General features: G+C 72.2%; 20 protein-coding genes. 8 read left to right on the top strand and 12 right to left on the bottom strand.

All coding sequences use genetic code 11. From position 1 onward, the window contains the following. The first annotated feature begins 83 nt into the window (after window positions 1–83). The gene (locus ACIOWN_RS09895) at window positions 84–5,204 is read left to right on the top strand and encodes a DNA repair ATPase (protein WP_362350462.1); all 5,121 of its coding nucleotides are present in this window, start codon (window positions 84–86) and stop codon (window positions 5,202–5,204) included. A 5-nt stretch (window positions 5,205–5,209) separates the two neighbouring features. Beyond that, window positions 5,210–5,377 (top strand): hypothetical protein, encoded by a 168-nt coding sequence (locus ACIOWN_RS09890; RefSeq protein WP_362350460.1) that lies wholly within the window; start codon window positions 5,210–5,212, stop codon window positions 5,375–5,377. A 25-nt stretch (window positions 5,378–5,402) separates the two neighbouring features. On the opposite strand, the gene ACIOWN_RS09885 is transcribed toward ACIOWN_RS09890, so the two are convergent. Beyond that, window positions 5,403–5,669, bottom strand: a complete 267-nt coding sequence (locus ACIOWN_RS09885) for a GlsB/YeaQ/YmgE family stress response membrane protein (RefSeq protein ID WP_100568368.1) — start codon at window positions 5,667–5,669, stop codon at window positions 5,403–5,405. Between the two features lie 209 nt (window positions 5,670–5,878). Between ACIOWN_RS09885 and ACIOWN_RS09880 the strand changes: the two genes are divergently transcribed. Together ACIOWN_RS09880 and ACIOWN_RS09875 are read left to right on the top strand one after the other, a co-directional pair. Further along, on the top strand, window positions 5,879–7,042 hold the full coding sequence (locus ACIOWN_RS09880; RefSeq protein WP_362350457.1) for a TerD family protein: 1,164 nt from the start codon (window positions 5,879–5,881) through the stop codon (window positions 7,040–7,042). A gap of 52 nt (window positions 7,043–7,094) precedes the next feature. Continuing rightward, window positions 7,095–7,769 carry a lytic transglycosylase domain-containing protein gene (locus tag ACIOWN_RS09875; RefSeq protein WP_362350454.1) on the top strand — a complete coding sequence of 225 codons (675 nt, stop codon included), beginning with the start codon at window positions 7,095–7,097 and terminating at the stop codon, window positions 7,767–7,769. A 17-nt stretch (window positions 7,770–7,786) separates the two neighbouring features. Here the strand turns inward: ACIOWN_RS09875 and ACIOWN_RS09870 are convergent, their stop codons facing one another. The 3 genes from ACIOWN_RS09870 to ACIOWN_RS09860 form a co-directional block, all read right to left on the bottom strand. Continuing rightward, entirely contained in the window at window positions 7,787–8,470 is a 684-nt protein-coding gene (locus ACIOWN_RS09870) for a phosphatase PAP2 family protein (protein WP_362350452.1), read from the bottom strand. Between the two features lie 411 nt (window positions 8,471–8,881). Next, a complete protein-coding gene (locus ACIOWN_RS09865; RefSeq protein WP_362350449.1) occupies window positions 8,882–9,745 on the bottom strand; it encodes a hypothetical protein in 864 nt (287 codons plus the stop codon). Between the two features lie 222 nt (window positions 9,746–9,967). Further along, complete coding sequence (locus ACIOWN_RS09860; RefSeq protein ID WP_362350447.1) at window positions 9,968–10,618, bottom strand: TetR/AcrR family transcriptional regulator; 651 nt, start codon at window positions 10,616–10,618, stop codon at window positions 9,968–9,970. 78 nt (window positions 10,619–10,696) lie between these two features. Here ACIOWN_RS09860 and ACIOWN_RS09855 point away from each other — a divergent pair, with 78 nt between their 5' ends. Beyond that, entirely contained in the window at window positions 10,697–11,293 is a 597-nt protein-coding gene (locus tag ACIOWN_RS09855; RefSeq protein ID WP_401981427.1) for a peroxiredoxin-like family protein, read from the top strand. 106 nt (window positions 11,294–11,399) lie between these two features. Here the strand turns inward: ACIOWN_RS09855 and ACIOWN_RS09850 are convergent, their stop codons facing one another. The 3 genes from ACIOWN_RS09850 to ACIOWN_RS09840 all read right to left on the bottom strand — a co-directional run bounded on the left by ACIOWN_RS09850 (window position 11,400) and on the right by ACIOWN_RS09840 (window position 16,986). Further along, window positions 11,400–12,716 (bottom strand): hypothetical protein, encoded by a 1,317-nt coding sequence (locus ACIOWN_RS09850; RefSeq protein WP_401981424.1) that lies wholly within the window; start codon window positions 12,714–12,716, stop codon window positions 11,400–11,402. 202 nt (window positions 12,717–12,918) lie between these two features. After that, complete coding sequence (locus ACIOWN_RS09845; protein WP_401981421.1) at window positions 12,919–16,110, bottom strand: alpha-L-rhamnosidase; 3,192 nt, start codon at window positions 16,108–16,110, stop codon at window positions 12,919–12,921. Between the two features lie 237 nt (window positions 16,111–16,347). Beyond that, the gene (locus ACIOWN_RS09840; RefSeq protein ID WP_362350434.1) at window positions 16,348–16,986 is read right to left on the bottom strand and encodes a TetR/AcrR family transcriptional regulator; all 639 of its coding nucleotides are present in this window, start codon (window positions 16,984–16,986) and stop codon (window positions 16,348–16,350) included. 97 nt (window positions 16,987–17,083) lie between these two features. Here ACIOWN_RS09840 and ACIOWN_RS09835 point away from each other — a divergent pair, with 97 nt between their 5' ends. Next, window positions 17,084–17,665 (top strand): hypothetical protein, encoded by a 582-nt coding sequence (locus ACIOWN_RS09835; RefSeq protein WP_401981418.1) that lies wholly within the window; start codon window positions 17,084–17,086, stop codon window positions 17,663–17,665. 157 nt (window positions 17,666–17,822) lie between these two features. Here the strand turns inward: ACIOWN_RS09835 and ACIOWN_RS09830 are convergent, their stop codons facing one another. Together ACIOWN_RS09830 and ACIOWN_RS09825 are read right to left on the bottom strand one after the other, a co-directional pair. After that, window positions 17,823–19,274 (bottom strand): SPFH domain-containing protein, encoded by a 1,452-nt coding sequence (locus tag ACIOWN_RS09830; protein WP_362350428.1) that lies wholly within the window; start codon window positions 19,272–19,274, stop codon window positions 17,823–17,825. 128 nt (window positions 19,275–19,402) lie between these two features. Next, window positions 19,403–19,912 carry a hypothetical protein gene (locus ACIOWN_RS09825; RefSeq protein WP_362350425.1) on the bottom strand — a complete coding sequence of 170 codons (510 nt, stop codon included), beginning with the start codon at window positions 19,910–19,912 and terminating at the stop codon, window positions 19,403–19,405. A gap of 502 nt (window positions 19,913–20,414) precedes the next feature. Between ACIOWN_RS09825 and ACIOWN_RS09820 the strand changes: the two genes are divergently transcribed. Continuing rightward, entirely contained in the window at window positions 20,415–22,055 is a 1,641-nt protein-coding gene (locus tag ACIOWN_RS09820; protein WP_362350422.1) for a helix-turn-helix domain-containing protein, read from the top strand. A gap of 211 nt (window positions 22,056–22,266) precedes the next feature. Continuing rightward, a complete protein-coding gene (locus ACIOWN_RS09815; protein WP_362350419.1) occupies window positions 22,267–23,574 on the top strand; it encodes a diaminopimelate decarboxylase in 1,308 nt (435 codons plus the stop codon). Window positions 23,575–24,039: 465 nt separating this feature from the next. On the opposite strand, the gene ACIOWN_RS09810 is transcribed toward ACIOWN_RS09815, so the two are convergent. From ACIOWN_RS09810 to ACIOWN_RS09800, 3 genes are all read right to left on the bottom strand, one after another. After that, window positions 24,040–24,426, bottom strand: a complete 387-nt coding sequence (locus ACIOWN_RS09810; protein WP_362350417.1) for a nuclear transport factor 2 family protein — start codon at window positions 24,424–24,426, stop codon at window positions 24,040–24,042. Between the two features lie 96 nt (window positions 24,427–24,522). Further along, window positions 24,523–25,290 (bottom strand): DUF2182 domain-containing protein, encoded by a 768-nt coding sequence (locus tag ACIOWN_RS09805; RefSeq protein WP_362350414.1) that lies wholly within the window; start codon window positions 25,288–25,290, stop codon window positions 24,523–24,525. Then, window positions 25,287–25,901: a DUF1326 domain-containing protein gene (locus tag ACIOWN_RS09800; RefSeq protein WP_362350411.1), complete on the bottom strand. Its 615-nt coding sequence runs from the start codon at window positions 25,899–25,901 to the stop codon at window positions 25,287–25,289. Before ACIOWN_RS09800 ends, ACIOWN_RS09805 begins: the two co-directional genes overlap by 4 nt. Window positions 25,902–26,072: the final 171 nt, after the last annotated feature.

Here is a 26,072-nt window from a genome sequence, read left to right as displayed (position 1 = left end):
GGCCCCGCCGACGGGGGCCGGCCTGATCCGCCGGACAGGCCCGCCCCCGGGCCCGCACCTCTTCGTGAAGGGACGCACCACCCATGGCCACCGCCCTGGAGACGGGTTCGTACGACTCCGTGGACACCGGAACGTACGAGGTGCTGCGCGACCGGCTGACCGCGCAGGCCGCCGAGCTCGCCCGCGGGGCCGAGCGACTCAACGCCCGACGGGCCGAGGAGTTCGGCGCCACGCGCCTGGACCTCACGGGCACCGGCCGGCTGCGCACCGAGCACCCCAGCGTGCCCCGCGACGTCGTGGCCGTCGGCGACCGCCTGCTGTTCGGATACAACGGCCACCTGCCCGAACCCCGGGTCGGCGACGTCCTCGCACTGCACGACCGGGAGCTGAACCGGCTCCCCGAGGACGCGGTGCCCGGACTCCTCGACGACCCCGCGTTCGTGCGGGAGTTCGAGGCCCTGCACCGCTACTACCGGCAGGCCCGGCTGCTGAGCCTGCGCCGCGTCGAGGACCGCCTCCTCGCTGTCTTCCGGACCGGTGAGAAGGCCGGCGACATCCGGGTGCTGCGCTGGACGCTCACCGCCGACGGCCGGGCGGCGTTCCTGGACGGGCGCGGCGAACGCGACCACGTCCCGCAGCCCTCCCACGACTTCGAGTGGACCGCGACCGGCCGCGAGGACCACGTCCTCGGCCGCCACCCGCACGTCTCCGTGCGCGGCGAGGTCTTCGTCTCCACCGTCGGCGGCCGCCTCACCGTCAAGACGGAGGACGACACCGAGACCGGTGAGGGCATCCACAGCGAACCGGTCGACGAGCCGCTGCAGGCCCTCGCCGACGCGGACATCGCGTACGCGAGCGTGGGCCCGCTGATCCTGCTGCGGATCCGCCCCTACAAGGAGCAGGCCCACCGCCACCTCGTCTTCCACACCCTCACCAGAACCGTCGTCCGCATCGACGGCGTCGGGCAGGCCTGCCGCCGCCTGCCCGACGACCAGGGCATCGTGTTCCCCGGCGGCTACTGCCTGGCCACCGGCGCCCACAAGACCTACGAACTCGACAGCTCGGGGCTGGAGTTCGAGCGCGAGGTGCGTTCGCCCTACGGCGAGGACGTGCTGTACGCCTTCCACGCGCCCGCCGAGGGACGCAGCCTGCTGCTGTCGTACAACACCATCCGCGAGGAGGTCGCCACCCCGCTGTCCTGCCACGGCTGGGCGCTGTTCGACGACGGCACGCTGATGGCGCTGCGCACGGACCCCTCGGCCGGACCCGACGAGCCGGGCCGTGTGCACCCCCTGCAGCTGTGGAGCTCCCCCTACGTCTCCGACACCCACGCCGGCGCCGCGGGCACCGGACCCCTCGGGCGGATCGGCAACGCCGACCTCGTACGCGGCATCTCCGACTGCCTGTCCATCGGCCGCGCCGTCGCCGAGACCACGCCGACCGTCGAGGTGTACGAGGCGCTGGCCGCCGCCTGCGTCCGCGCCCTCGACACCCACCACTGGCTGGGCGAGGAGGAACTGGGCGACCTGCGCACCCCGCTGGACGCCGTACGGGCCACCGCCGAGCAGGTGCTGGAGGAGTTCCGTACCGTACAGGCGCTCACCCGGCAGGCCGCCGACGCGCTCGAAGCGGCCGCGGGCCGGCTCGCCGCGGTGGTGCGCCGGCTGCGCGGCGAGGCACCGCGCGGCGCCGCCGCCTGGGTCGGCGGCCTCAGCGAACTGCGGCAGGCCCAGGGTCACTTGCTGACCCTGAAGGAGATGCGGTACGCGGACACCGCCCGTATCGACGAGCTCGCCGCCGAGGCGGAGGCCGACCTCGCCACGTTCGGGCAGCGGGCGGTCGCCTTCCTGGCCCGCGAGGACGCCTTCGCCGACCACCACGAGGAGGTCGAACGCCTCGCCGCCGACGCCGAGTCGATCGGCAGCGTCGCCGAGGCGGCACCGGTCGCCGGCCGGCTCGACGACCTCGCGGGCACGCTGCGCACGGTCACCGAGGTCGTCGCCGGCCTCGACATCGGCGACGCCACCGTGCGCACCTCCGTCCTGGAACGCATCGCCGAGGTGCTCGGCGGCGTCAACCGCGCCCGCGCCCTGCTCGACGCCCGACGCCGTGAACTGCGCGACCAGGAGGGGCGCGCCGAGTTCGCGGCCGAGTTCGCGCTGCTCGGCCAGGCCGTCACCGGTGCGCTCGCGGCCGCGGACGATCCGGACGCCTGCGACGAGCAACTCGCCTCCCTGCTGGTGCGGCTGGAGAACCTGGAGTCCCGCTTCGCGGAGTTCGACGACTTCCTCGGCGAACTGGCCGACCGGCGCACCGAGATCTACGAGGCCTTCTCCGGCCGCAAGCAGGGTCTCCTGGACGCCCGCGCCCGCCGCGCCGAACAACTCGCCGCCTCCGCGGGGCGGGTGCTGGAGACGATCGCCCGGCGCGCGGCCACGCTCGCCGACACCGATGCCGTCAGCACCTTCTTCGCCTCCGACCCGCTGGTCGCCAAGGTCCGCCGCACGGCCGAGGAGCTGCGCGAACTCGGCGACCCCGTACGGGCCGAGGAACTGGACGGCCGGCTGAAGTCCGCCCGCCAGGAGGCGGCCCGCGCGCTGCGCGACCGCACCGACCTGTACGCCGACGGCGGCCGCACCATCCGCCTGGGCACCCACCGCTTCGCCGTCACCAACCGGCCGCTCGACCTCACCCTGGTCCCGCACGGCGACGGCCTCGCCTTCGCCCTGTCCGGCACCGACTACCGTGCCCCCGTCACCGACCCGGCCTTCGCGGACACCCGCCCGTACTGGGACCGGCGGCTGCCGTCCGAGTCGCCCGAGGTCTACCGCGCCGAACACCTCGCCGCCCGCCTGCTGCGCCGCCACGGCACGGCCGCGCCGGCCCGGGCCGACCTGCCGGCCCTGGTGCGCGGGGCGGCGGAGGAGGCGTACGACGAGGGCTACGAGCGCGGCGTCCACGACCACGACGCGACGGCGATCCTCACCGCCCTGCTCCCCCTGTACGAGCAGGCCGGGCCCCTGCGCCACGAGCCCGCCGCGCGCGCCGCCGCCCAGCTGTTCTGGGCGCACGGCACCACCCCCGGGGCCCGCACGGCCTGGACCCGCCGCGCCGCCTCCCTGGCCCGCGCCCGCGACACCTTCGGCCCGTCCCCCGCCATCGCCGAACTCATCACGGAACTCGCGACGTCCCTGGAAACCTGGCCGTCGACCGGCGGCGGTCCCGCCATGGCGGGCGGCCACGCGGCGGCGCCGACGAACGGCTACGGGCCGGGGGCCGACGGCGCCGCTCTGGCGGGCGGCTACGGTCCCGTGTCCGGGGACGGCCACGTGGCAGCGGTGACGAACGGCTACGGGCCGGGGGCCGACGGCGGCCGCGGACCGGCCCCGGCAGGCGGCCCAGGGACGGCCGCCCCCGGCGGCCGCGGGACGGCTTCCCTGGGCGCGGGCGACCTCGCGCCCGCTGCCGCGGCGTACCTCTTCGAGGAGCTGACGAGCGGGCCCGACGGGTTCGTCATCAGCGCCGCCACCCGCACCCTGCTCGACAAGTTCCGCCACACCGTGGGCAGTACCGCCTACGACGAGGACCTGGCCGCGCTCGACGACCTCGCCGCGCGCCGCCAGCTCGCCGGGGCGTGGCTGTCGGCGTACGTCACCTCCACCGGTACGGAGATCACCGCCGGGGACCTGGCCGAGGCGGTCGCCGCCGAGCTGTGCCCTGACCTGCCCCGCTACGAGTCCGAGGTCTCCCCGGTGACCACGGTCGAGGGCCTGCTCGGCACCCACCCGCGCATCGAGAACCGCACCCTCACCCTGCGGATCGACGAGTTCCTGGCCCGTACCGAACGCTTCGAGACGCGGGAGGCCCCCGCCTTCCGCGCCTACCAGCGCCGCCGCACCGCCCTCGTCGACGCCGAACGCGCCCGGCTGCGCCTGGACGACCACCGCCCGCGCTCCATGGCGGCGTTCGTCCGCAACCGCCTCATCGACGAGGTCTACCTGCCCCTCGTCGGCGACAGCCTCGCCCGCCAGCTCGGCACCGCGGGCGAGACGAAGCGCACCGACACCGGCGGCCTGCTGCTGCTCGTCTCGCCGCCCGGCTACGGCAAGACCACGCTGATGGAGTACGTCGCCGACCGCCTGGGCCTGATGCTCGTCAAGATCAGCGGGCCCGCGCTCGGCCACGCCGTCACCTCGCTCGACCCGGCCGAGGCCCCGAACGCCACCGCCCGCCAGGAGATCGAGAAGATCAACTTCGCGCTGGCGGCGGGCAACAACACCCTGCTGCTCCTGGACGACATCCAGCACACCTCGCCGGAACTGCTCCAGAAGTTCATCCCGCTGTGCGACGCCACCCGCCGGGTCGAGGGCGTGTGGAACGGCGAGGCGCGCACCTACGACCTGCGCGGCAAGCGCTTCGCCGTCTGCATGACGGGCAACCCCTACACCGAGTCCGGCGAGCGCTTCCGCGTCCCCGACATGCTCGCCAACCGCGCCGACGTCTGGAACCTCGGCGACGTCCTGACCGGCAAGGAGGACGTCTTCGCGGCCAGCTTCCTGGAGAACGCGCTCACCGCGAACCCGGTGCTGGCCCCGCTGGCCGGCCGCGACCGCCGCGACCTCGACCTGTTCCTCCGCCTCGCGGGCAACGACCCCGCGGCCCGCGCGGACCGACTCGGGCACCCCTACGCGCCCGCCGAGGTCGAGCAGATCGTGTCCGTGCTGCGCCATCTGCTCAGCGCACGCGAGACGGTCCTCGCGGTCAACGCCGCCTACATCGCCTCCGCCGCCCAGTCCGACGAGACGCGCACCGAGCCGCCGTTCCGCCTCCAGGGCTCCTACCGCACCATGAACAAGATCGCCCAGCGGCTGCGGCCCGTCATGAACGACACCGAACTGTCCGCCGTCCTCGACGACCACTTCACCGCCGAGGCACAGACCCTCACCACGGGAGCCGAGGCCAACCTGCTCAAACTGGCCGAGCTGCGCGGCTCCCTGACCCCGCCACAGGCGACTCGCTGGGCCGAGTTGAAGTCGGCCCACGTCCGTGCGCAGGCCCTCGGCGGCCCGGCCGGGGACCCCCTCACGCGCGCGACCGCCGCCCTTGCCCTGCTGGCCGACCGGATGGGCGCCATCGAGGCCGCCCTCACGGGCCGTACCGCCTCCCGGGCCCGGCACGCGGCCGAGCCCGGAACGGAGGAGTGACGACGATGGAGACGATGACGGCGGTCACCGCGGCGATGGCTGTGATGACGCCCTTCCTGGTCCCGCTCAGCACCGCCACGCTGATCGTGGCGGCCAGTACGACCGTCCTGGTGCGCCGCGACCGCCGCCGCGCCCACGCCTACCGGTGCATGTCGCCGGCCGAGGAGGACTGAGCGCCTCCCGGGCGGCGCCGCCGGCTCAGTTCCGCGAGTTGCCGAACAGGAGGCGGTAGCCGATGAGCAGCACGAGCGAGCCGCCGATGGCCGCGCCCCAGGTGTAGAGGTCGAAGAAGTTGTTCTCCACGGACCGGCCCAGGAACTTGGCGGAGAGCCACCCGCCCACGAACGCGCCCGCTACGCCGATGAGTGTCGTACCGATCAGTCCGCCCGGGTCCCGCCCGGGCAGCAGGATCTTGGCGATGGCCCCGGCCAGCAGTCCGAGAATGATCCAGCCGATGATGCTCACGTCGCCTCTTCTCCAGGAGTATGGGTTGCCTGATCGCGTGGTTCCGGATGCCCGCAATGGCCAGGACGCGAGGTACCGCGCCGGTGGTTGCCCGGCCGGTCCGTTTCCGGCACATATTTTCATTATTGCGCAACCCTGGAACTGCCGGGTAGGGCAGGCGCGTTGAGTCCCATGAACACGGGGGACCGGAAAAGCTGCGGAGGAGTTCGATGAGTGTGCCCTTGACCAAGGGCGGCAATGTCTCGCTGAGCAAGCAGGCTCCCGGCCTGACGGCGGTCACGGTCGGGCTGGGCTGGCGGGCGGATGCCGGATACGAGCTGGACGCCAGCGCGCTGCTGTGCGACGCGTCCGGAAAGGTGCTGTCCGACCGGCACTTCGTCTTCTTCAACAACCTGACCAGTCCCGACGGTTCGGTCCGCCACAGCGTCGGCGGCCCCGCCGGTGGCGACGACCAGCGCATCGACGTCGACCTGACCCGCGTCCCCGCCGAGGTCACCAAGGTCGTCTTCCCGGTCTCGCTCTACGAGGGAGCCGCGCGCGGGCACGCCTTCGGCCAGGTGCGCGGCGCCCACATCCGCGTGCTCGACCAGGAGGGCGGCGCCGAACTGGCCCGGTACGACCTGGCGGCCGACGGTCTGTCCGGCGAGACGGCACTGGTCTTCGGCGAGCTGTACCGGCAGGGCGCGGACTGGAAGTTCCGCGCGGTCGGCCAGGGCTACGCCTCGGGCCTCGCGGGCATCGCCGCCGACTACGGCGTGGACGTCCTGCGGGAGACCACGGACGCGGAGGGCAGCCCGGCCGCGTCCGGTCCGGTCCCGGGCCCGGCCTCCGGTGCGGGAGCGTACGACCCGGTCCCGTCGGCCCCGATGCCCACGACGCCCCCACCCCTGCCCGCGCCGCCCGCGCCCGCCGTCCCCGTGACGCCGACACCCACCCTGGTGTCCCCGCAGCCGCCGACCGTCACCGCACCCCCGCACCCCACGAGGAGCCCCGCCATGACCTGCTTCTTCGACCCCGGCCACGGCCCCGGCACGATGAGCGTGAACTGGTACCCGCAGTGGGGCGTACCCCGGCCGGTCCAGGCGTGCGCCGAGTGCGCGCAGCGCGTCCAGACCACCGCGCCGCCGTTCTACACCCCGCCCCAGCCGATGAGCCCGGGGTATCCCCAGGCCCAGCAGGGCTATCCGCAGCAGGGTTACCCGCAGCAGGGCTACCCGGCCCCCCAGGGCGACCAGCAGCAGGGCGGCCGCCGCTTCGGCACAGGCGCGCTCATCGGCGCCGGCGCGGCCGGCCTGGTCGGCGGGGCCCTGCTGAACGAGGCGTTCGACGACGACGAGCCGGACGTGGTGATCAACAACTACTACGAGGAGTGACCAGCCCGAGCGAAGCGGGGGAGCGGGGCAGGAAGGGTGGGAAGGGCGGGACATGACGGTCACCCGGTCACGGCGGCGCTGGCCGGCGGTGGTGCTCCTGGCCGCCGCCTGCTACGTCGCCGTGCGCGTGGCAGGCGGGCTGCCCTCCGGCTCCGACCCCCGGCCCGAACCGGCGGCCCCGGCCCCGGCCCCGGCCTCGCCCACCGCCCCGGCACGCCCCTCGGCGACGGCGACCGCGGGACCGTACGATCCGGCCGATTACGCCGCCCAGGTGCGCCGGAGGGCCGGACAGGCGGGCGTCGGCGCCCGGCTGCTGATGGCGATCCTCTACAACGAGTCGTACAAGCCCCACGAGCCGGGTCTCGAACGGGCCTGGCAGAAGTACAAGCCGGACGCCGCCTTCGGCATCGCCAACATGCACCGTGCGACCTTCGACGCCACCAGGAAGGACCGTGACTTCGCGAACCGCTCCTGGGACGAGCTGCCCGACGACCGCGACCTCGCCGTCGAGGCCGCGGCCTGGTACCTGCACGACCTCGCGGCCGTGCTCCCCGCCCAGTGGGCGGCCCCGTACAGCAGGGACGACCTGCTGGCCCTCGGCTACAACACCGGTCAGGGCAACATGCTCGCCTTCGCCCGCGGGGCCACCCCCGGCAGCCAGGCCCGGTCCTACCTCGACAAGCTGCACGCGAACTGGGCCGAGGCAGGCCGGGCGGTCCGCTCCTGATGTCCGGACGAGAGGCCCTACACCCGGGCCCGCGCCGCCGCGCGGCTCGCGCGGGCCGACGGACGGGCCCGCTTCGCGGTCCTGGCGACGAGCAGCGGGCCCAGCGGCCCGGTGGTCATCCGCTCCACCAGCGGCACGGCCAGCCGCCGTGCCAGCAGGACGACGATCACGGTCACCACGGTGCCCACCAGCGCGCCGACGCCGACGTCATGCGGGTAGTGGGCGCCGACGTAGACGCGCGAGGCACCCATCGCCACGGCCGTGAGCAGGGCGATGGATCCGAGCCACCGGTTGATGAGCAGCAGGGCCGCCGCGAACGCGAAGGCGACCGTGGTGTGGTTGCTGGGGAAGGCGTAGTCGTCGACCGGGGGGCACGCCTCGATGAGGAAGTCGTGCGGGAGGGCCCGGCAGGGGCGCGGCTCCTGGAAGACGTTCTTGATCCCGCTGTTGAGGGCGTACGCCAGGATCACGGCGAACGGCGTGGCCAGGACGGCGGTCATGACCGTGTTCCCCTGGCGCCGGGCCCGCCACCAGGCCACCAGCAGGAAGAGCGCGAACAGGCCCATGCCGAGGTCGGAGAAGACCGCGACGGGCTCGTTCAGCCAGTGGGTGTCCCGAGCGAAGTTGGTGACGTCGGTGTAGAGGCCGCCGTCGATGGCCGCGCCGTCGAGCCCCGTGGCGGGCGGGGAGGAAGTCGTCATCAGGTGGATCTCCGGGCCATGGGTCCACGTGCGTGAGCGCTCCGGGGAACGCGTGTGAACACACGCGGACGCAGAAGTGGAACCCTCGTGAAGCCGGGCCGTCCGAGGGGTGAACGTCTACAGATTGGTAGACGGTAGCAGTTGGTGGTCCGGTTGCCTCAGGCGCCGTCGCATTGCCCGCGAGGAGATCAAGGTCACTCGCTCAGGCCGACTGGACAGGGGCGGACCCGCCATGGGGGGTGCGGACGAGTCTGCCCCTGCACGGTGCCGCCCGCGTACCTCCCCCCGGAGAGCAGGCGGTCGACCCCGCGCGGGGGTCGCTGGTCTCAGCGTGGCGCGAGCGCCGGCTGTCGCGGGTGCGGGTGCACTGACACGAGGTCGACACAATCGTGCGGCGAGGCACCCGATCCGTCACTCGGTCTTCGCCGCACCGGCCTGACCGGGCTTCTCGTTCTTGGCGTTCTTCCCGCTCTGCTCGTTCTTCGTGTTCTTCGCGTTGTTCTGCTCGGTCGAGTGGCTGTTCGGCTGTCCGTTGTCCTTGGCCGGCCCGCTCCCGCCGTCCGAGCCGTTGCCCTTGCCCGCGTTGCCCGCGTTGCCCGTCCCGGACTGCGACAGTTGGTCGGCGCAGTAGGCCTCGACGTTGTCCTCGCCCCCGGCGGCCTCGATGAACCGCTTCCAGGCCGTCGACTCCAGCGCCTTGCCGCTGCCCTTCACCGACGGGTAAGCACGGCAGTGGGCCTGGATGTCCTTGGCCGTGGGCGGGCGGTACCGGGTCACGGAGGGCGCGGGCGCGGGCGCGGGCGTGGGGGAGCCGGGACCGGAGGGCGCGGGCGTGGGCGAGCCGGACCCGGACGGGGCGGTGGTGGCGGACGCCGGTGCCGACGCGGGCGCGGGCGCCGGGGCCTGTGGCGCGGTGGGCGACGGGTGCCGCCGTACCCGGCCGTCGTCCTCCACCTTCCCGTCGGACTCCGGTGAGCCGATCGCCGCGATCGCCACGCCGCTGAACGTCAGGCCGGCGAGGAGCACGGCGACGGCGGCCCGCACCGAGCGCCGCCCCGGGACGTGCCGTGACCGCCAGTCGTCCCGCCTCCGCGCCCGCTGGTGGACGCCCTCTGCCCGGGCGGCCCGGAAAGCAGCCACGGCCCGCTGCTCGGCCGACGTGTCGAGGGCCCCGGCGCGCAGGGCGCGGCGGAGTGCGGGCTCCAGCGCGGCGGCGCGGGTTCCGTCGTCGGCGCCCGACCCGTGGCCGCCCGTACCGGCGCGTCGGTGGTCCACGCCCCCACCGTCGCTGTGTCGGTCGCCCATGCCCGTGTCCATCCCATGAGGTAGCTGCTCGTTCGCTCTACGGATCCGACGCCCTCGCTGCTCATTCCGACTGCCTCAGCGTATGGAGGCCCTCTCCCGTCACACCCGGGTTCCGGCCGGCGGGGGCCAGGCCAGGGCAGGGAGCGGGGAGCCTTCGGGCGGCTCCTGCGGGCGGGGCCCATCGGGCCGTCTTCAGGCGCCGGGACCGCCGGGACCGCCGAGGCCGCCGGGACCGCCGAGGCCGTCGAGGAGCAGCGCGAGTCCGCCCAGGAACTCCTGGTCGGCGCCGACGTTCCGGGCGTGCCGGGCGGTCTCCGTCATGTGCGGGAACTCGGCGGCCGGCAGCTCGGTGATGGCCACGGTGCCCGCACCGGACAGGGCCCCGAGGTGTTCGAGCTGGATGGCTCCGATGACGTAGCTGAGCAGTCCGCGCAGGGCGACGACCCGCCGCTCGCCCTCGACGCCCGCCTCGGTGAGGACGGCGAGCACTGCCTCCGACCAGCGCAGCACCCCGAGGGAGCGGTGCCGGTGGCTGATGGCGAGCGGGACGATCGCCGGGTGGGCCGCCACGGCGTCGCGCAGCCGCCGCACCATGACCTCGATCCGCTCGCGCCACGGCATGCCGGGGTCCGGCGGCTCGACGTCCACACCGGCGAGTACGAGTTCGACGACGAGCCGTTCCAGCTCCTCGCGGTCGTCCACGTACCGGTAGAGCCCCATCGTGCTCATGCCGAGCTCCTTGGCGACGGCGCGCATCGACAGTCCGGTGAGCCCGTCCCGGTCGATGACGGCGAGGGCGGCCGCGGCCGGCTGGTCCGGTGTGAGTGAACGTGGGCGTGGCATGGCGGTTGACAGCGTACGGCATACGCCTACGCTGGTAAGCGTATGCCGTACGCCTACACAGGGGAGCCCGTCGTGCCCATGTCCCGCAGTCCGGTGAGGCCCGGTTCGACCGTCCGGGAAAGGCGTCTCACCACCGTCTCCGGTGACCGGGTCGCCGTGCCCGATCCCGACCGGCTGATCCACCTCCAGTTCCGGCGCTTCGCCGGCTGCCCGGTCTGCAACCTGCACCTGCGCTCGGTGGTGCGGCGGCACGAGGAGATCGAGGCGGCCGGAGTCCGCGAGGTCGTGCTCTTCCACTCGCCCGCCGACGAACTGCTGCCCCACACCACCGATCTCCCGTTCGCCGTCGTCGCCGACCCGGACAGGCGGCTGTACCGGGAGTTCGGCGTGGAGAGCTCACCCCGCGCCCTGCTCGACCCGCGCGCCTGGTGGCCGATCCTCCGCGCGGTCGCGAGCGGCCTGCGGGAGGTCGTCCGCGGGCGGGAGCACCTGCCGTCCACCAGCCCGCACGGCGGCCGCCTCGGCCTCCCCGCCGACTTCCTCGTCGCGCCCGACGGCCGGGTCCTGGCCGCCGCGTACGGCGAGCACGTCTACGACCAGTGGCCGGTCGACGAACTGCTGCGACTGGCGGCCACACACACGACGAAGCCCCAAAAGCCCGAACAGCACGGCTGACGACGGACGTCGGGCCCGCGCGAAGCCCCTCCACCCGACGCCACGCGACCCCGCCCCGCTCACTCCGGTGTGCGCCGGCGGTTCCAGGGACGGGGCTCGGGGTTGGTCACTCGGAGGCGTTGACCACCAGTTCGGCGTGGGAGTTGTCCGGCTGGGGGTCGTACGGGAGCTGCCGCGGGGTGGCGTGGAGCGTGACGGCGCCGGTGGCGTTCGGGATCACCTGGTCGATGCGCAGTTCGAAGGGGAACTGGATTTGGTCCTCGGGGGTGACCCAGGACCGGAGCTCGCACCGGTACGTGCCGGAGCCCACCGGCCAGCAGTTCTCCGGCGCCGAGACGACCGTGGTGCCGGCGGGCACCGCCACCGTGACCGTGGCGACCGCTTCACCGCTGCCGATGTTGGCGAACCAGGCGGGACCCCGGTTGCGGAACCCGATCGTGGCGGTGACCCTCTCCCCGGCCGCGCCGGTGACCTTGGCACCCTCGACGGCGAAGTCCGCCGTGTTCTGCGCGGCGATCGACGTACTGGTGAAGTTGTAGTCGGGGTCCTGTCCCTGCGTCCCCTTGAGCGGCTGGACGCCGAAGTCGAGTCGCTCGAACAGGGCGTGGGCCGCCACCGTGAGCCGGAGCGGCTCCGGCAGGGTGACGGAGGCACCGGGCTCCACGACGGTGTCGAACGTGCAGTCGAGCAGGCCGCCCGGTACGTATTTGGTGTCCAGGACGGGCGGGGTCCAGGTGCAGCCGGGGTAGCCGGAGGGCAGCTCCAGGCCGTAGGAGTGCCACACCTGGAGACGGAAGCCCTCCGCGGCCGCGTCGCCCGTGTTGGTGACAGTGAGAGGTACGGGCAGAGAGGTACCGGGGGCGACCGGGCCCACCGGCGCCGGCTCGGCCAGGCTCAGGTCCGGCGCCGGTACGGACTCCACCTTGACCGGTGTGCGTCCCCAGCCGGTGCGCAGCACACCGCCCGGGCCGTCGGTCTCCGCCTGCGCATGGTGGCCGATGCTCAGCTCCGCACCGGCCGGGGCGCCCTCCATTGTCCGGAGCCCGAGGGTGAACTGGGGCCCGTCGTAGGTACCGCCGGTGTCACCGACCTCCCAGATGTCGCACACGGCGCTGGCGACCGACTCGTACAGGGAGCAGTTGTCCGGTACCGAGACCTCGGCCACGCCCGCCAGTTCCGACAGGTCGAGGGTGAGCACGCCATTGACGACGTGATAGTCGCCGTTGTCGTGGGACAAGCCGAACGAGACCTCCTGGTACGAGCCCGGCGTGACGGACAGGGTCACCTCCCCCGTGGACTGGACCCACAGCCTGTCGCTCGCGGCGGAGGCCGGCGTGGCGCCGAGCACGGAGGCGCTCAGCGCCGCCGCCGCGACGAGCGCGTACGCGCCGAGCCGTCTTCTGCGGCCGGTGGCGGTTCTCATGACAACTCCCAGGTTGCACGGAGATCAACCCCGTGCCGACGGCCCCGAGGGCGTCCGCACAGAGTGATCGTTTCCGCTGCAAGACCGTAATGGCTTGTCAAAGCTTGTGCCAAGAAGGGGAGTTGAGGCGAACGGTGCCGCCGACAACGGGAGGCGGGCGCGGATACCTGTCCGCCCCCGAGCCCGCGGGGGCGCCGGACGGTCAGGCGGTGAAGTGGTGCGTGCCGGAGCCGACTTGATGGACCGCGCAGCCGTCCTCCATGCGCAGGAGTGTCCCGCCCGTGCGGGTGACCGCCTTCGGACTGGACGCGGGGATCCACACCTCGGCGGTCGTGTTCGGCGGCACCGTGCAGGTCAGGGTGAAGCGGCCGGCCCGCAGCCGCCATCGCGTGGAGACGGGCCCGTAGACCGAGGTGAAGGTGGCGCGGGAGGAGGTGACGGCTCCGCCCGGACGGGGGCGGACGACGATCTCGCGGTAGCCGGGCCGGCCCGCCGAGATACCGGCGATGTTGGCGTACATCCACTCTCCCACCGAGCCGTAGGCGTAGTGGTTGAAGGAGTTCATGCCCGGGTCCTGGAAACCGCCGTCGGTCCTGATGGAGTCCCAGCGCTCCCACATCGTCGTGGCGCCCCTGTCGATCTGGTGGCCCCAGCTGGGGAAGGAGCGCTGCTGCAAGAGGCGGTAGGCGATGTCGGTGCGCCCCGCGCCGGTCAGGACCGGCAGCAGCCGGGGCGTGCCGAGGAAACCCGTCGACAGGTGCCAGTCCCTGGCCTCGATCAGGGCGACGAGCCGGTCGGCCGCGGCCTCGCGCAGTCCGTCCGGCATCAGGTCCATCGACAGTGCGAGGACATAGGCCGTCTGCGTATCACCCTTGACCCGGCCGTCGGAGGTGACATAGGCGTTCCGGAACGCCTCTCGTACTCGTTTGAAGAGATCGAGGTACGAGGCGGGGTCCTTGCCGAGTTCCGCGGCCATCCGGGCCGCGAGATCGGCGCTGTGCGCGAAGTACGCGGTGGCGATGACGTCCTTGGGGGTCTCGTCGTCGGTGTTCAGCCAGTCGCCGTACCCCTCGGCCGGGCGCAGCAGCCGGACGCTGTTCTTCTCCAGGTACCTCAGCCAGGCCTGGACGGAGGGCCAGGCGTCCACGAGGACCTGCCGGTCGCCGTAGGCCTGGTAGAGGGACCAGGGGACGGTGACACCCGCGTCGCCCCAGCCGGCGGTGCCGCCGCCGAGCCCGCCGACATCCGGCGCCACGTTCGTGAACGCGCCCTGCGCGGTCTGGGCGTCCCGGAGGTCGACGAGCCACTTGGACAGGAAGCGGGCCGACTCCATCGTGTAGGCGGCCGTGGGTGCGAAGACGTTGATGTCTCCCGTCCAACCGAGGCGCTCGTCGCGCGCGGGCGTGTCCGTCGGAACGGAGAGGAAGTTGCCGCGCTGCCCCCAGATGATGTTGTGGTGCAGTTGGTTGAGCATCGGCACGTCGGTCTCGAAGTCGAGCGTGGGCGACGCTGCCGTATACATGACACGCCCGGTGACGGCTTTCGCCGAGGGGGTACCGGGGAATCCGGTCACCTCGACATAGCGGAAACCGTGGACGGCGAAGCGGGGCTCGTAGTTCTCCTCCCCGTGGCCCTTGAGGGTGTACGTGTCGGTCGCCGACGCGCTCCGCAGGTTGGCCGTGTAGACGGTGCCGTCGGGGTTGAGCACCTCGGCGTGTCTGAGCCGGACGGTCGTTCCCGCGGCGCCCGACACCCGCAGGCGCACCGAGCCGACCATGTTCTGGCCCAGGTCGAACACGAAGACCCCGGGCCTGGGTTGGGTCACCTTCTTCGGTGTCAGCTCCTCGGCCACGCGTACCGGACCGTTCTCCTGCGCGACGATCAGGCCGGGGCCGACGTCGCCGGCTTCGCGTACGCCGGGCCAGCCCCCGTCGTCGAAGCCGGGTGAGGTCCAGCCGGGCGTCTCCCTGCGGGCGTCGTACGTCTCGCCACCGTGGAGGTCGGCGGCGACGATCGCCCCGGAGGCGGCCCGCCAGCCGGCGCCCGAGGTGACGCGCTCGCTCGTCCCGTCCGCGTACTCCACCTCCAACTGCGCCAGCAGCGCGGGATGTTCGCCGTACTGGTGAGGGCCGAACATGCCGACGTCGCCCGCGTACCAGCCGGGCGCGAGATACACCCCGATGGTGTTGGCGGCGCCGGGCCGCAGGAGCGTGGTGACGTCGTACGTCTGGTAGTGGACGCGGGTGCGGTAGTCCGTCCAGCCGGGAGCGAGCTGGTCGCGGCCCACACGGCTGCCGTTGAGGTGGGCCTCGTAGAGGCCGAGCGCCGTGGCGTACAGCCGCGCGCGGGACACCTTCCGGTTGCGGAGCCGGAACTCGTGGCGCAGCTGGGTGACGGCGTACGTCACCGGGACGACCCTTCCCCAGGGCCCGCCGCCCCACGGCGCCGCCACCATCGCCGCCGGCCAGCCGGTGTCGTCGAAGCCGGGCCCGCGCCAGTCGGCGGGAGGCTGCTTGTCGGTTGCCTTCCAGGAGGCGTCGGTGACCGTCCTGTGCTCGCCGGAAGCGGTACGGACCGTGAGAACGGCGATGAGTCCCGCCGGGCCCGGGGACGCGTTGGTGGCGGAGACGGCGATGACGTTGTCGCCGGTGCGCACCCGGTCCAGTACGTCGATCACGGCCGGGCGGCGCCAGCCGTCGTTGTCGGTCTCCAGGTCGGTGCGGGCCACCTCGACCCCGTTCACGGACACGGCGTACACGTTGTCCGCGCTGATGGCGAGCGTCGCCGCGGTGATCCCGTCGGGCAGCTTCGCGATGCCGCGGAACCAGCGGGTGACCGCCGGAACACTGCTCGCCGGATCGCCCTCGGGGAACCAGATCCAGGAACTGCCCTCTAAAGAGGGCACGTTCGTGAGGCTCGCCGGAGCCGAGATCCAGTCGGCCGTCCACTGACCGGCCTCCATGAGGCCGGTCTCCCACCACGAGGGCTCGCTCCAGCCGGAGGCCCGGCCGTCGGTGTCCCACACGCGTACGGACCAGAAGTAGCGTGTCCGGGGGGCGAGCCGCGGACCGCCGTACGGTACGAGGACGGACTCGCCGGACGTGACCTTCCCGCTGTCCCAGACGTCCGGACGGGACAGGCCCTTCGCGGTGGTGGCGACGCGGACCTGATAGGCGCTCTGACGCATGTTCGGCTTCTCGGAAGCCAACGGCCAGCTCAGCCGCGGCCGTTGTGCGTCGAGACCGAGGGGGTGCTGGACGTACTCCACGCTCGGCGCCGTGACACGCAGACCGTCGTGCCCGGAGGCTGGTGAGGCCGTCGCCGGTATCGCGTCCAAGGACGCCGCCGCGACGGTGGCGGCCGCACCCGCCAGAACACTCCTCCTACTGATCACTACGACTCCTCGTCCAGAGATGGATGAATCGATTCAGTTCAGGTGAGTGTGGGTAACGTACGGGCGGGCGGAGTGTAGGTCAATCGGTGTGCGAACACTTTCGCAAGCGGCCTGTGCCCGGCCGTGACGCGGAGCGGGACCGGCGCGCCGCGCGGCGTCGGCCGATTGAACGGTTTCAATTCAGTGGCCCGCTCGGCCCGCTCGAGCCGGCCGGAGGCGGACGCGAGGCGTGAACCCTCAGACGCTCGTCCCGGTGGCGGGAGGGGCGGCCGGGCCCGACGCGGACTCGGGGGCGGTGCGGGCCCGCAGGATTCCCTCGACGCCGTCCAGGAACGTCTCGGAGATCAGTCGCGGATCGAAGAGGCAGCCGGCCGCCATCGCGCCGTCCCTGAGCATGACGAACTGCCGGCCTGCGGCGTCGGCCGGCGCGTCGCCGGTCTGCGCGAGCAGGTCGGTGACGGTGTCCAGGAACCACTGCCGGTGGGCGAGTACCGCCCGGTGGACGGGGTGGTCGGGATCGGGATACTCGGCCACCGCGTTGAGGAACGCGCAGCCGCGGAAACCGGGGGACGCGATGCCCTCCACGATGCACCGGCCGACGTCACGGACCCGATCGGCCGCCGATCGTCCGCTCGCCCGGGCGGCGGCGTCCACCTGCCCCCGGATCGCCCGGTCGGCCTGGTCGAGGTAGGCGAGGATGAGGTCTTCCTTGCCGGAGAAGTGCCGGTACAGCGTGGCCCGGGTCACCTGCGCCTCCGAGGTGATCCGGTCGATGCCGACGGAGTGGATCCCCTCCGCGTAGAAGATCTCGGTCGCCTTGCTGAGCAGCCGCGACCGCGCTTCCGAGGTGCTGCCGCCTGCTGTGCTCCGACTCATGCGGATCAGCGTACCAAGCCGATGAGGGAGAACGTTCGGTCTTGACAGTGACGCCGCCAGTCGCCTTGAGTAGGAACAAGAACGAACGTTCTCCCTCATGAAAGGCACGCACGTGAAGACCCTGGACACCCTGGAAGCCCGCACCACCACCGCTCCCCTGGCCCTGCGCAAGCTTTACTTCGTCCGCTTCGCCTTCGCGGCCGTATGGGCCGCTCTGCTGTTCGCGACGGCCTCGACGCTGGGCCCGCTGAGCGTGACGCTGCTGGTGATCTACCCCCTGTTCGATGTGGCCGCCGCGGTCGTCGACGTCCGTACCGCGAGGGCGAACGGCGGCGCGGCCACCGGCCTGTACACGAACATCGTGATCAGCACGCTGGCGGGCATGGGCCTGGCGGTCGCCGCCACGTCCGGAATCCCGGCCGTCCTGCGGGTGTGGGGTCTCTGGGCGATCACCGCGGGACTCGTGCAACTCGTCGTGGGGGCGGTCCGCCGCCGGCTGGGAGGCCAGTGGCCGATGATCACGAGCGGGGGCATCTCCACCGTCGCGGGCGCGTCGTTCATCGCCCAGGCCGGCGGGGGGAACGCCTCCCTGGGAAGCCTCGCGGGCTACGCGTTCCTGGGAGGCGTCTTCTTCCTGATCTCCGCACTGCGCCTGAAGGAGGCGGACGGGGAGGGATGACCGACCTCCGGAGCTGTCGCCTCCGCCGTGCGACGACGGGAGTTCGTCGCAGAGGAGGGGAGAACGTTGGAGATGGCGACAGCGGCGAAACAGCGGAGCCCGGGCGCCACTCGGGCGTCCGGGCTCCGTGGTCAGCGGTGTCACCGCCTTCTGTGCTCTATTCGGTGATGTCGATCTTGCCTTGGGACGGTTCGGCCGACGCCGGGGTCGAGGATTCGACCTGTGCCGGGGTCTTCGTCGTGCCGCGTCCCGCGAGGCCCTGGAGGAGCTGGGCGAGGTCGACGCCGGTGGTGGAGCTGAGGAGTTCCATGCCCTGGGCGACGTTGTCTGCGACGGTGCGCGGGAGTTGGCCGGCGCCGTCCGTGGAGATGACGGTCAGCTTGTCCACGGCCGACAGCGGCTCGGCCGCCTTGGCGACAACCTGCGGCAGCACCTCCACCAGCATCTGGAGCACCGCCGCGTCGCCGTACCGTTCGAACGCGTCGGCCTTCTTGTGCATGGCGTCGGCCTCCGCCGCGCCCTTCGCGGCGATCGCGGCCGCTTCGGAGTCACCTTCGATACGGACGGCCTCGGCGAGCGCCGCACGGTGGGCCTTCTCGCCCTCACCGGTGAGCCGTGCCCGCTCGGCGGCCGCTTCGGCCTCCTTGACCAGGGCGATGCGGTGGGCCTCCGCCTCCTGCTCGGCCCGGTAACGGTCGGCGTCGGCGGGCTTGCGGACCTGGGTGTCCAGTTCGCGGTCGGTCAGCGCGGCCTGCCGGACGGCGACCTTCTCCTGCTCCTGCAGGACTTCCTGCCGCCGGGCGGCCTCGGCGAGCGGGCCGGCGGCGTTGGCGCGGGCGGCGGCCTCGTCCGTCTCGGCCTTGATCTCGGCCTGCTTCAGGGCAAAGGTGCGCTGGGCGATCGCGATCTCCTCCTCCGCCTTGAGGCGGGCCTGCTCGGAAGCACGCCGGGCGACGGCCTCGGCGATGTCGGCCTCCTGCTTGGCGCGGGCGGCCTCAGGCCGGCCGAGGTCCTCCAGGTAGGAGCCCTCGGTGGTGATGTCCTGGATCTGGAAGGCGTCCAGCACCAGCCCCTGCCCGGACAGGCTGGCCTCGGCCTCCTCCGCGACCTGCCCGGCGAAGGCGGCCCGGTCCCGGATGATGTCCTCGACGGACATCCGCCCGACGATGGAGCGCAGCGCGCCGGACAGCACCTCCTGGGTGAACCCGACGATGCCGTCCTGCTGCTGCAGGAAGCGCTGGGCCGCGGCGCGGATCGAGTCCTCGGTGCCGCCGACCTTGACGATGGCGACGCCCTCCAGGTTGGCCTTCACCCCGCGCAGCGTGACCGCGCCCCGGACGGCCACCGGAATGTGCCGGCTGGACAGGTCGAGGCTGAACTTCTGCTGGACGAAGGGCACGACGAAGACACCGCCGCCGACCACGACCTTCTGGCCGCTGTTGTCGATGGAGACGCGGCCGGTCTCGGGGTCCGTGGACTTCTTGCCGCGCCGTCCGGTGACGATGAACGCCTCGCTGGGACCCGCGACCTTGTAGCGGGTGACGACCACGAGGGCCAGCAGGACCAGGAGTACGACGACTCCTGTCACGGCAATCAGTACAGGGCTCATGTGTGGAATCCCCTCAGCCCTCCCCGGGGGACGGCGAATCGGAACGGATCAGGAACGGACGCGGAAGGAAGCGAAGGAAGGCGAAGGGGCGGGCGTGCGGGCCTCGTGGTGTGGCGCGACTTCGACGGTCAGTCTTCGACCGGCCGGACCGCGACCGAGGTCGCGGACAGCACGGACTCCACCCAGACCTCGGCACCCCGCGCCACCGGCACCGAACACTTCGCGGCCAGCTTCAGCGGCTGCCCGGCGAGATACACCAGCACCTCGCCGTACCCCTCGGCCGGAATAGCGGTCACCACGGAACCGGAGCCGCCGACGAGATCGTCGCCCCGCGGAGCGGCAGCGCCCTGCTCCCGCATCAGGACGCGGCTGAGTTTCCACGTCAACCAGCCCGTGGCGACGCCCGCCACCACGCCGATCGCCGTTGCCCCCGTGACGCCCAGACCGGTGGTGCCGAGCGCGATCGCCCCGCCGAAGCCGAGCATGGACACGAATCCGGCGATGACCGGCAGCGACAGCAGCCCGTCGAACAACCCGTCCAGCACCCCGCCGAACAGGCCTTCCAGGATCCCGTCGAAGATCAGCGAGAGCACCAGCAGGACCAGTCCAGCGATACCGAGACCCACAAACCAGTTCATCTGGGCCGCGCTTTCACTCGACGATCTCCCCCGCCCGCATATTGCCATGCGATCGGGTGACAGCACATTGCCTGCTCCCGGCAGTCTTTACACGCACTTGATGCCGCCTTGATACGCCCTTCGCCCGGACGCCGACGTTCCGCTGCAACTCGTGACGGGGAGTACGGGCGCGAGCCGCGACGGCGGTACGGGCCGCCGCCCTGAAGCCCGACCCCCCTTCCGCAAACCGCGCGCTGCCCGCAAGACGCACCGCCCCGGGCCGGGGACGCGGCGCACCACGGCACAACGCTTCCGTTGCCGGGCAATGGAAGCGGCGGCGGCCGGACCGCCCTGACGGTGGCGCCGCCCCGCGCCGGTGAACGGGAGGAAGAGCCCGGGGCTGTCATGGCCCGACGGCCCGGGCGCGGGGCGGGTGGCCGGCTCGCGTGCACACGCCTCGCGTCCTTTCTGTGACTCCTCCTACACTCACCGTCACACGGCGCATCGACATGAGGGGGGCCTGATGCTGCTGAACGGGACGGCCGGGCAGGGAGACGCCGCCGCGGCGGGGCCGACGCTGGAAAGACTGCTGTCGGTCATGGGAGCCGGTGCGCTGGAGCTGTGCACGGCCCCGCGGGGCCTGGGGGGCGTGGTCGAGGGAATCACGGTGCTGGACCCGCTGGACTCGGGGCTGCCGCGGGGGCAGGTGCTGCTGGCAGTGGGCATGGATCCGCGGTCGGCCGCCGCCGTCGACGTCGTGCGCGATGCCGCCGGCTCGGGAGCGGCCGCGCTGGTCTTCGGGCCGGGCAGGTCGGGGCGGCCCCCGGACGCGCTGCGGGCGGCCGCCGAGGAGGCCGGTACGGCGGTGCTCTTTCGGACGGCGTGGTGCGGCTGGGTCGAGTTGATCGGCGCGCTGCGGGCCGGTCTGGTCCTGTCCGGAGTCCCCGCCGATCCGGCTGTGACGCCGGGCGACCTGAACGGGCTGGCCGACGCGGTGGCGGTCCTGGTCAGCGGCGCGGTGACGATCGAGGACGTGGAGTCCCGGGTCCTGGCGTACTCGTCCACGAAGGAGGACGTGGACGAGTTACGCCGGCTGACCATCCTCGGCCGCCGCGTGCCGGAGTGGCGCGTGGCCGCCATGCGGGAGGCCGGGTTCTTTCGCGCGTTGTGGGGCTCGGGGGACGTCATCCACCGGCCGGCGCACGGGGAGAATCCCGAACGTCTGGTGGTGGCCGTCCGGGCAGGCGGAGAGATCCTGGGGTCGATCTGGGTGGCGGCCGCGGGCGGCGACCTCCCGCCACACGCCTCCGACACACTGCGGTCGGCGGCACGGGTGGCCGCCGTGCACCTGCTGCACCACCGCTCGCACCGCACGCACGCCCGGCTGGTCGAGGACGCGGCCCGTGCGCTGCTCGACGGACGGGGATCCGCCGGCCTGCTGACCGAACGCACCGGCATTCCGGCGCGCGGGAACTGCGCCGTCCTGTCGGTACGCCCCGGAGCCTCCTGCAAGGCGGAGGAAACCGTAAGGCTGTGCGCCCTGATGGCGGTGTACTGCGGCGCGAACGACCTCACGCCGGTGGCGGTGCCGGTGAACCAGGGGGCCCTGGTCGTGGTGGGCGCGCTGCACCAGGACATGCAGCGGGCCGTCGAACAGGTCGCACGTCTGGGGAAGTCACTGGTCCGGCAGGTGGCCGACGCGTTCGGGCCGGAAGCGAGAATCGGTCTGGGCACGGTGGTCGGAACCCTGGCGGACCTGCCCGAGTCCCGCCGGACGGCGGACCTGGCACTGAGAGCCCTGCTCTCGACGGGAGAGCACCGCACCGTCGCCTTCGCGAGCGAGGTGGCCGAGACGATCGCCCTGAACCAGATGCTGGACACACTGACGGGACCGGCCCCGGCACCGGAGACACCGGTGGCACGCCTGGTGGCGTTCGACGCCGCGCACGGCGGAGGCACCATGGTGCGGACCCTGCGGGCCTACCTCGACCACTTCGGTCACGTGCCGGACACCGCGCGGGCGCTGGGTGTGCACGCGAACAGCCTGCGGCACCGGATCAGCCGGCTCACCGAGGTGTCCGGGCTGGATCTCCGCAGTCCGGACGCCCGGCTCCTCGCCCAACTGCAACTGCGCCTTCTCGACCGCGGTGGCCGGGAGGCGTGAGCATTCGGGCGCCGCCACGAAGAAGAGGCCGCTTCTTCGTGCCCGAGCACCATGGCGGCTGCGGCACGTCCGCGGCTTCGCTCCCCGGTGAGAACCGCGCGGCGGAAATCCGGGACTCCCGACGAAGACACCCGCACCGCTCCGACGAGAGTCTGATGGTCCGCCCCACGGCAGCCGTGGCGGCGAGAACTCGGCTCGGGGAGAGTGCACGATGAATGGTTCTGACAAGGCCGACCGGCGCGAGCGGATTCTGCGGGCAGCCGTACAGCAGGGGCTCCTGGAACCCGAGACGGCCGTACTGGCCGGGTTCGTCGACCTCGACGGCGTCAACGACACCGTCACGTCCCTGCGGAGCGCGTTCCCCGACTCCCTCCGGGTCCTGCACGCGTTCGCGGCCAAGGCGAACTGCCTGGTCCCCGTGCTCGAGGAAGTGCGCCTGAGCGGCATGGGCTGCGAGGTCGCCAGTGCCGGCGAACTCGCCCAGGCGCTGGAGGCGGGCTTCGAACCGGCACACATCGTCTTCGACTCCCCCGCCAAGACACGGGCCGAACTGGTCCGGGCACTGAGCCTGGGGGTCGCGGTGAACGCGGACAGCTTCCAGGAACTCTCGCGGCTGGACGAGATCCTGGCGACCCGCCGTTCCGACTCGCGCATCGGCGTGCGCGTCAACCCCCAGATCGGCGCCGGCTCGATCACCGCCATGAGCACGGCCACGTCGACCTCGAAGTTCGGTATTCCGCTGGAGGACGAGGGCAACCGGCGCCGACTGCTCCAGGCGTACCGGGACCGTCCCTGGCTCACCTGGGTGCACACACACGTCGGCTCGCAGGGCTGTCCCCTGGACCTGATCGCCCGGGGCATCGCGAAGGCGGTGGAGTTCGCCGAGGAGATCAACGCCCACCTCGGCCGCCGGCAGGTCACCGGCATCGACATCGGGGGAGGGCTGCCGGTCAATTTCGACAGCGACGAGACGACGCCCGGCTTCGACACCTACGTGGACCACCTGCGCGAGCACGCGCCGGCCCTCTTCTCGGGCGAGTACGAGATCATCACCGAGTTCGGCCGTTCCGTGCTGGCCAAGAACGGGTTCACCGCCGCGTACGTCGAGTACACCAAGACCGTCGGCGGACGTCCCATCGCGATCACCCACGCCGGCGCACAGGTGGCCACACGGACCGTGTTCGCCCCCGACGCATGGCCCCTGCGGATCGAGGCGCACGACCGCGGCGGCCGGGCCAAGCACGGCCGGCCCGTGGCGCAGGACATCGCGGGCCCGTGCTGCTTCGCGGGTGACCTGCTGGCACGCGACCGTGCGCTGCCCCTCCTCGACGTCGGCGACCTCGTCGTCGTCCCGGACACCGGCGCCTACTACTTCTCCACGCCCTTCCACTACAACAGCCTGCCCGAGCCCGCCGTGCACGGCGCCCGCGTCGACGCCGACGGCCGGGTCACCTTCCGGCAAATCCGCGCCGCACAGGCCGTCCACCCGGCCCCGGACCCGGCCCTTGCCGGACGGTGATACGCGCTCTCCCGCGTGCCCCCACCGGAGAGCCGATAGCGACCACTTGGGCCGGGCGCGCTCCGAGCGAGCACGTCCGGCCGCCCGGAGAAAAGAGAAAAACCACGACGCCAGGAAAGGCAGGTGTAACCGCCATGAAATTACGGTCCGCCCGGGCAGGGTGTTCCACGGAGAAAGCGACACCCCCGGGCCGACGGGGGGCCGTCGGACGCCGGCTGTCCGCCAAAGGGGTGCGCTGCGGCCGAGCGATGTGCGATGTCGCGCGGTGGTTCTCACGACGCCGTCGCGTCGCGGCCGACCAGTTCCTCCGCGGCGCGTGCTACGGGACGGGCACGGCCGTGGTCGGTCTGCTGGTGGTGTGGGCGCAGACCCGCTGACGACAAAGGAGCCCCGGACCGCGGTCCGGGGCTCTCGCGCTGCCCGCCGGCGCCTGTCAGGCGTATTCGCTCTGCCCGCCGGCGCCTGTCAGGCGTATTCGCTTGGAACAGGAGTGGCCTGGTGGTAGTACATCCGCCAACCAGAGGCGTCATCCAGCTTTCGCCAGATCGAGCTTCTCCGCGCTCGCCGTCCATCGAGCATGGTTTCGAACGTGAGATGCACCAACCCGGGTGCCAGGACGGTGCCTGTCATGCCCGTGGGTTCATATCTCGGGCCGTCCTCGTCCGCGCCCTGCATATCCGGCAGTGCGGAGAGTATCGCCTCACGGTCCCACCTGCGCCCCGAGGCACCCACCTCCGTGAATTCCGGATCGAAGAGTTGATCCGCAAGTGCCCTCGATGCCCGCACGCTGGGACTCATCAGTTGCAATTCTCGCGCGATCGCCTCAGCCACGCCGTCCGTGTCCATGCTCATTGGATCATCATGGCCCGACTGCCCTCGGCACTCGCAAGTGGAATAGCCACCACTCTTTCGTGATGGCCGGCGCCCGTTGCCGGGAAATGGAGCGGGTCACAGGTGATGGAGGCCCATCTCGGTCATGCCGCTGCCTGTGAGGTTGGGAGCCAGCAGGGGCACCCAGAAGACGGCGAGCGCGAGCGCGAGCGAGGTGAGGCCGACGACCCGGGCGACAAGACGTCCCCGAGGCAAGCGTTTCTCTGCGGCGACGATGGCGGTCAGGCCCGCCATGGCCCAGAGGTTCATCACACCGAACGCTGTGAGCAGCAGCATCAGGGACCAGCAGCATCCCAGGCAGAACGCGCCGTGATGCGCTCCGGCACGTAGATGGCGCGAGGGGCCGCGGTACGACGCGTAGCGTAGCAACAGGCCGATCGGTGAGCGGCACTTGGCGAGGCAGAAATCCTTGAGGGCGGTGAGCTGGTAGACACCGTTGACGGCGAAGACGGCGGCGGCCGCCGCCGTCCCTGCCGTGGGATGTGTGGCTGCGACGCGCTCAGCGCCGACGGCCAGGGCGTATGCCGGCAGCCCGGCGGCGGCCCAGACCATCACGTAGCCGGTGGTGAACGCGATCATGCGTGGCGTCCGGTGGACGGGGACCGTCCGCGCGTACAACGAGGCGACAGGTGCCGTGGCCGGCAGCATCATCGCGGTCATCATGATCGTCCAGATGCCCATGAAGGCGGGCAGACCCCCGGCCATGGTCCGCGACCCCATGTCCCCCCGGCGCAGTGCCACCCATGCCCAAGCCGCGGCCGCCGTGAGCAGCACCAGCCCGGAGTAGCGGGCGCCGGGCCGGACTGTGATCGTTGTCCTGGTCACGCCGACCATGAGAAGGGCGCCGAGTGTGCGTTGCGCCCGGTGAAGTCCCATGAGCGGCCGTGTACGCCATTGCCGATGGCCCGCGTCGAACGGGCGATCGTCAACGTGCTGTTCGCGGGGTGGAACATGCCGGTCAGCCCCATCACGGGACCGTCCTCGCCGAACTGCGGGGCCACCTGGTCCTCGATCTCGATGTCGATGGCGTCGGCCACTCGCACCGTGTGGCGGCGGCCGTCGTCGTGGAAGCCGATGGAAACACGTTCGACGCCGAGGACCTCGCCGATGAGGGGGACGAGCGCCGCCATCGGTCCGCCCACCTGCCCGGAGAAGACCTTGCCCAGAGCGTCGGCCTGGCCGTCGTCGGCCGAAGCGTCGATGTACAGCACGACCTGCCAGCCGCCGTCGGCCATCACGCGGGGCGCGTCGGCGAAGACAACGACGCTGTGGTCCGAGACGTCCACGCCGTCGACCTCACCCCGTGCGACGTGGAATGCGAGAGTCACCTGGCAGCGCTCGTTGTCGGCGGGTGCGGTCAGGCCTGAGGTGGTGCACGGACACACGGTGTCGCAGTTGCAGCTCTCAAGATATGTACCGTTCACGTTCCAAGCCATCTCCGCACTCCTGCCTGGTCCACACGCCTGTCGGCGATGCGACGTGGCACCCGGCCGACAGAGCGAAAGGCCTGATGCGAGCGCCGGCCTTGTGCGGCGCCTCGACCTCATGAGGAAAAAAGGGGCCGCGGACGCGTGCCGCGCCCGCCCGACCGCAAGATCGGCACCAGG

Origin of the sequence: Streptomyces sp. NPDC087787 (assembly GCF_044743035.1) — a bacterium.
Taxonomy (GTDB): Bacteria; Actinomycetota; Actinomycetes; order Streptomycetales; family Streptomycetaceae; genus Streptomyces.
Note: the sequence above shows the minus strand (reverse complement) of the source record. Positions and strands in the feature narration are given on the sequence as shown.

Coding starts and splice junctions, on each gene's coding strand:
- ACIOWN_RS09855 (WP_401981427.1), top strand. CDS start 10,697: ATGTCCCGCAGTCCGGTGAGGCCCGGTTCGACCGTCCGGGAAAGGCGT.
- ACIOWN_RS09870 (WP_362350452.1), bottom strand. CDS start 8,470: ATGACGACTTCCTCCCCGCCCGCCACGGGGCTCGACGGCGCGGCCATC.
- ACIOWN_RS09810 (WP_362350417.1), bottom strand. CDS start 24,426: ATGAGCATGGACACGGACGGCGTGGCTGAGGCGATCGCGCGAGAATTG.
- ACIOWN_RS09840 (WP_362350434.1), bottom strand. CDS start 16,986: ATGAGTCGGAGCACAGCAGGCGGCAGCACCTCGGAAGCGCGGTCGCGG.
- ACIOWN_RS09820 (WP_362350422.1), top strand. CDS start 20,415: ATGCTGCTGAACGGGACGGCCGGGCAGGGAGACGCCGCCGCGGCGGGG.
- ACIOWN_RS09880 (WP_362350457.1), top strand. CDS start 5,879: ATGAGTGTGCCCTTGACCAAGGGCGGCAATGTCTCGCTGAGCAAGCAG.
- ACIOWN_RS09860 (WP_362350447.1), bottom strand. CDS start 10,618: ATGCCACGCCCACGTTCACTCACACCGGACCAGCCGGCCGCGGCCGCC.
- ACIOWN_RS09830 (WP_362350428.1), bottom strand. CDS start 19,274: ATGAGCCCTGTACTGATTGCCGTGACAGGAGTCGTCGTACTCCTGGTC.
- ACIOWN_RS09895 (WP_362350462.1), top strand. CDS start 84: ATGGCCACCGCCCTGGAGACGGGTTCGTACGACTCCGTGGACACCGGA.
- ACIOWN_RS09875 (WP_362350454.1), top strand. CDS start 7,095: ATGACGGTCACCCGGTCACGGCGGCGCTGGCCGGCGGTGGTGCTCCTG.
- ACIOWN_RS09835 (WP_401981418.1), top strand. CDS start 17,084: ATGAAAGGCACGCACGTGAAGACCCTGGACACCCTGGAAGCCCGCACC.
- ACIOWN_RS09825 (WP_362350425.1), bottom strand. CDS start 19,912: ATGAACTGGTTTGTGGGTCTCGGTATCGCTGGACTGGTCCTGCTGGTG.
- ACIOWN_RS09850 (WP_401981424.1), bottom strand. CDS start 12,716: ATGAGAACCGCCACCGGCCGCAGAAGACGGCTCGGCGCGTACGCGCTC.
- ACIOWN_RS09890 (WP_362350460.1), top strand. CDS start 5,210: ATGGAGACGATGACGGCGGTCACCGCGGCGATGGCTGTGATGACGCCC.
- ACIOWN_RS09815 (WP_362350419.1), top strand. CDS start 22,267: ATGAATGGTTCTGACAAGGCCGACCGGCGCGAGCGGATTCTGCGGGCA.
- ACIOWN_RS09800 (WP_362350411.1), bottom strand. CDS start 25,901: ATGGCTTGGAACGTGAACGGTACATATCTTGAGAGCTGCAACTGCGAC.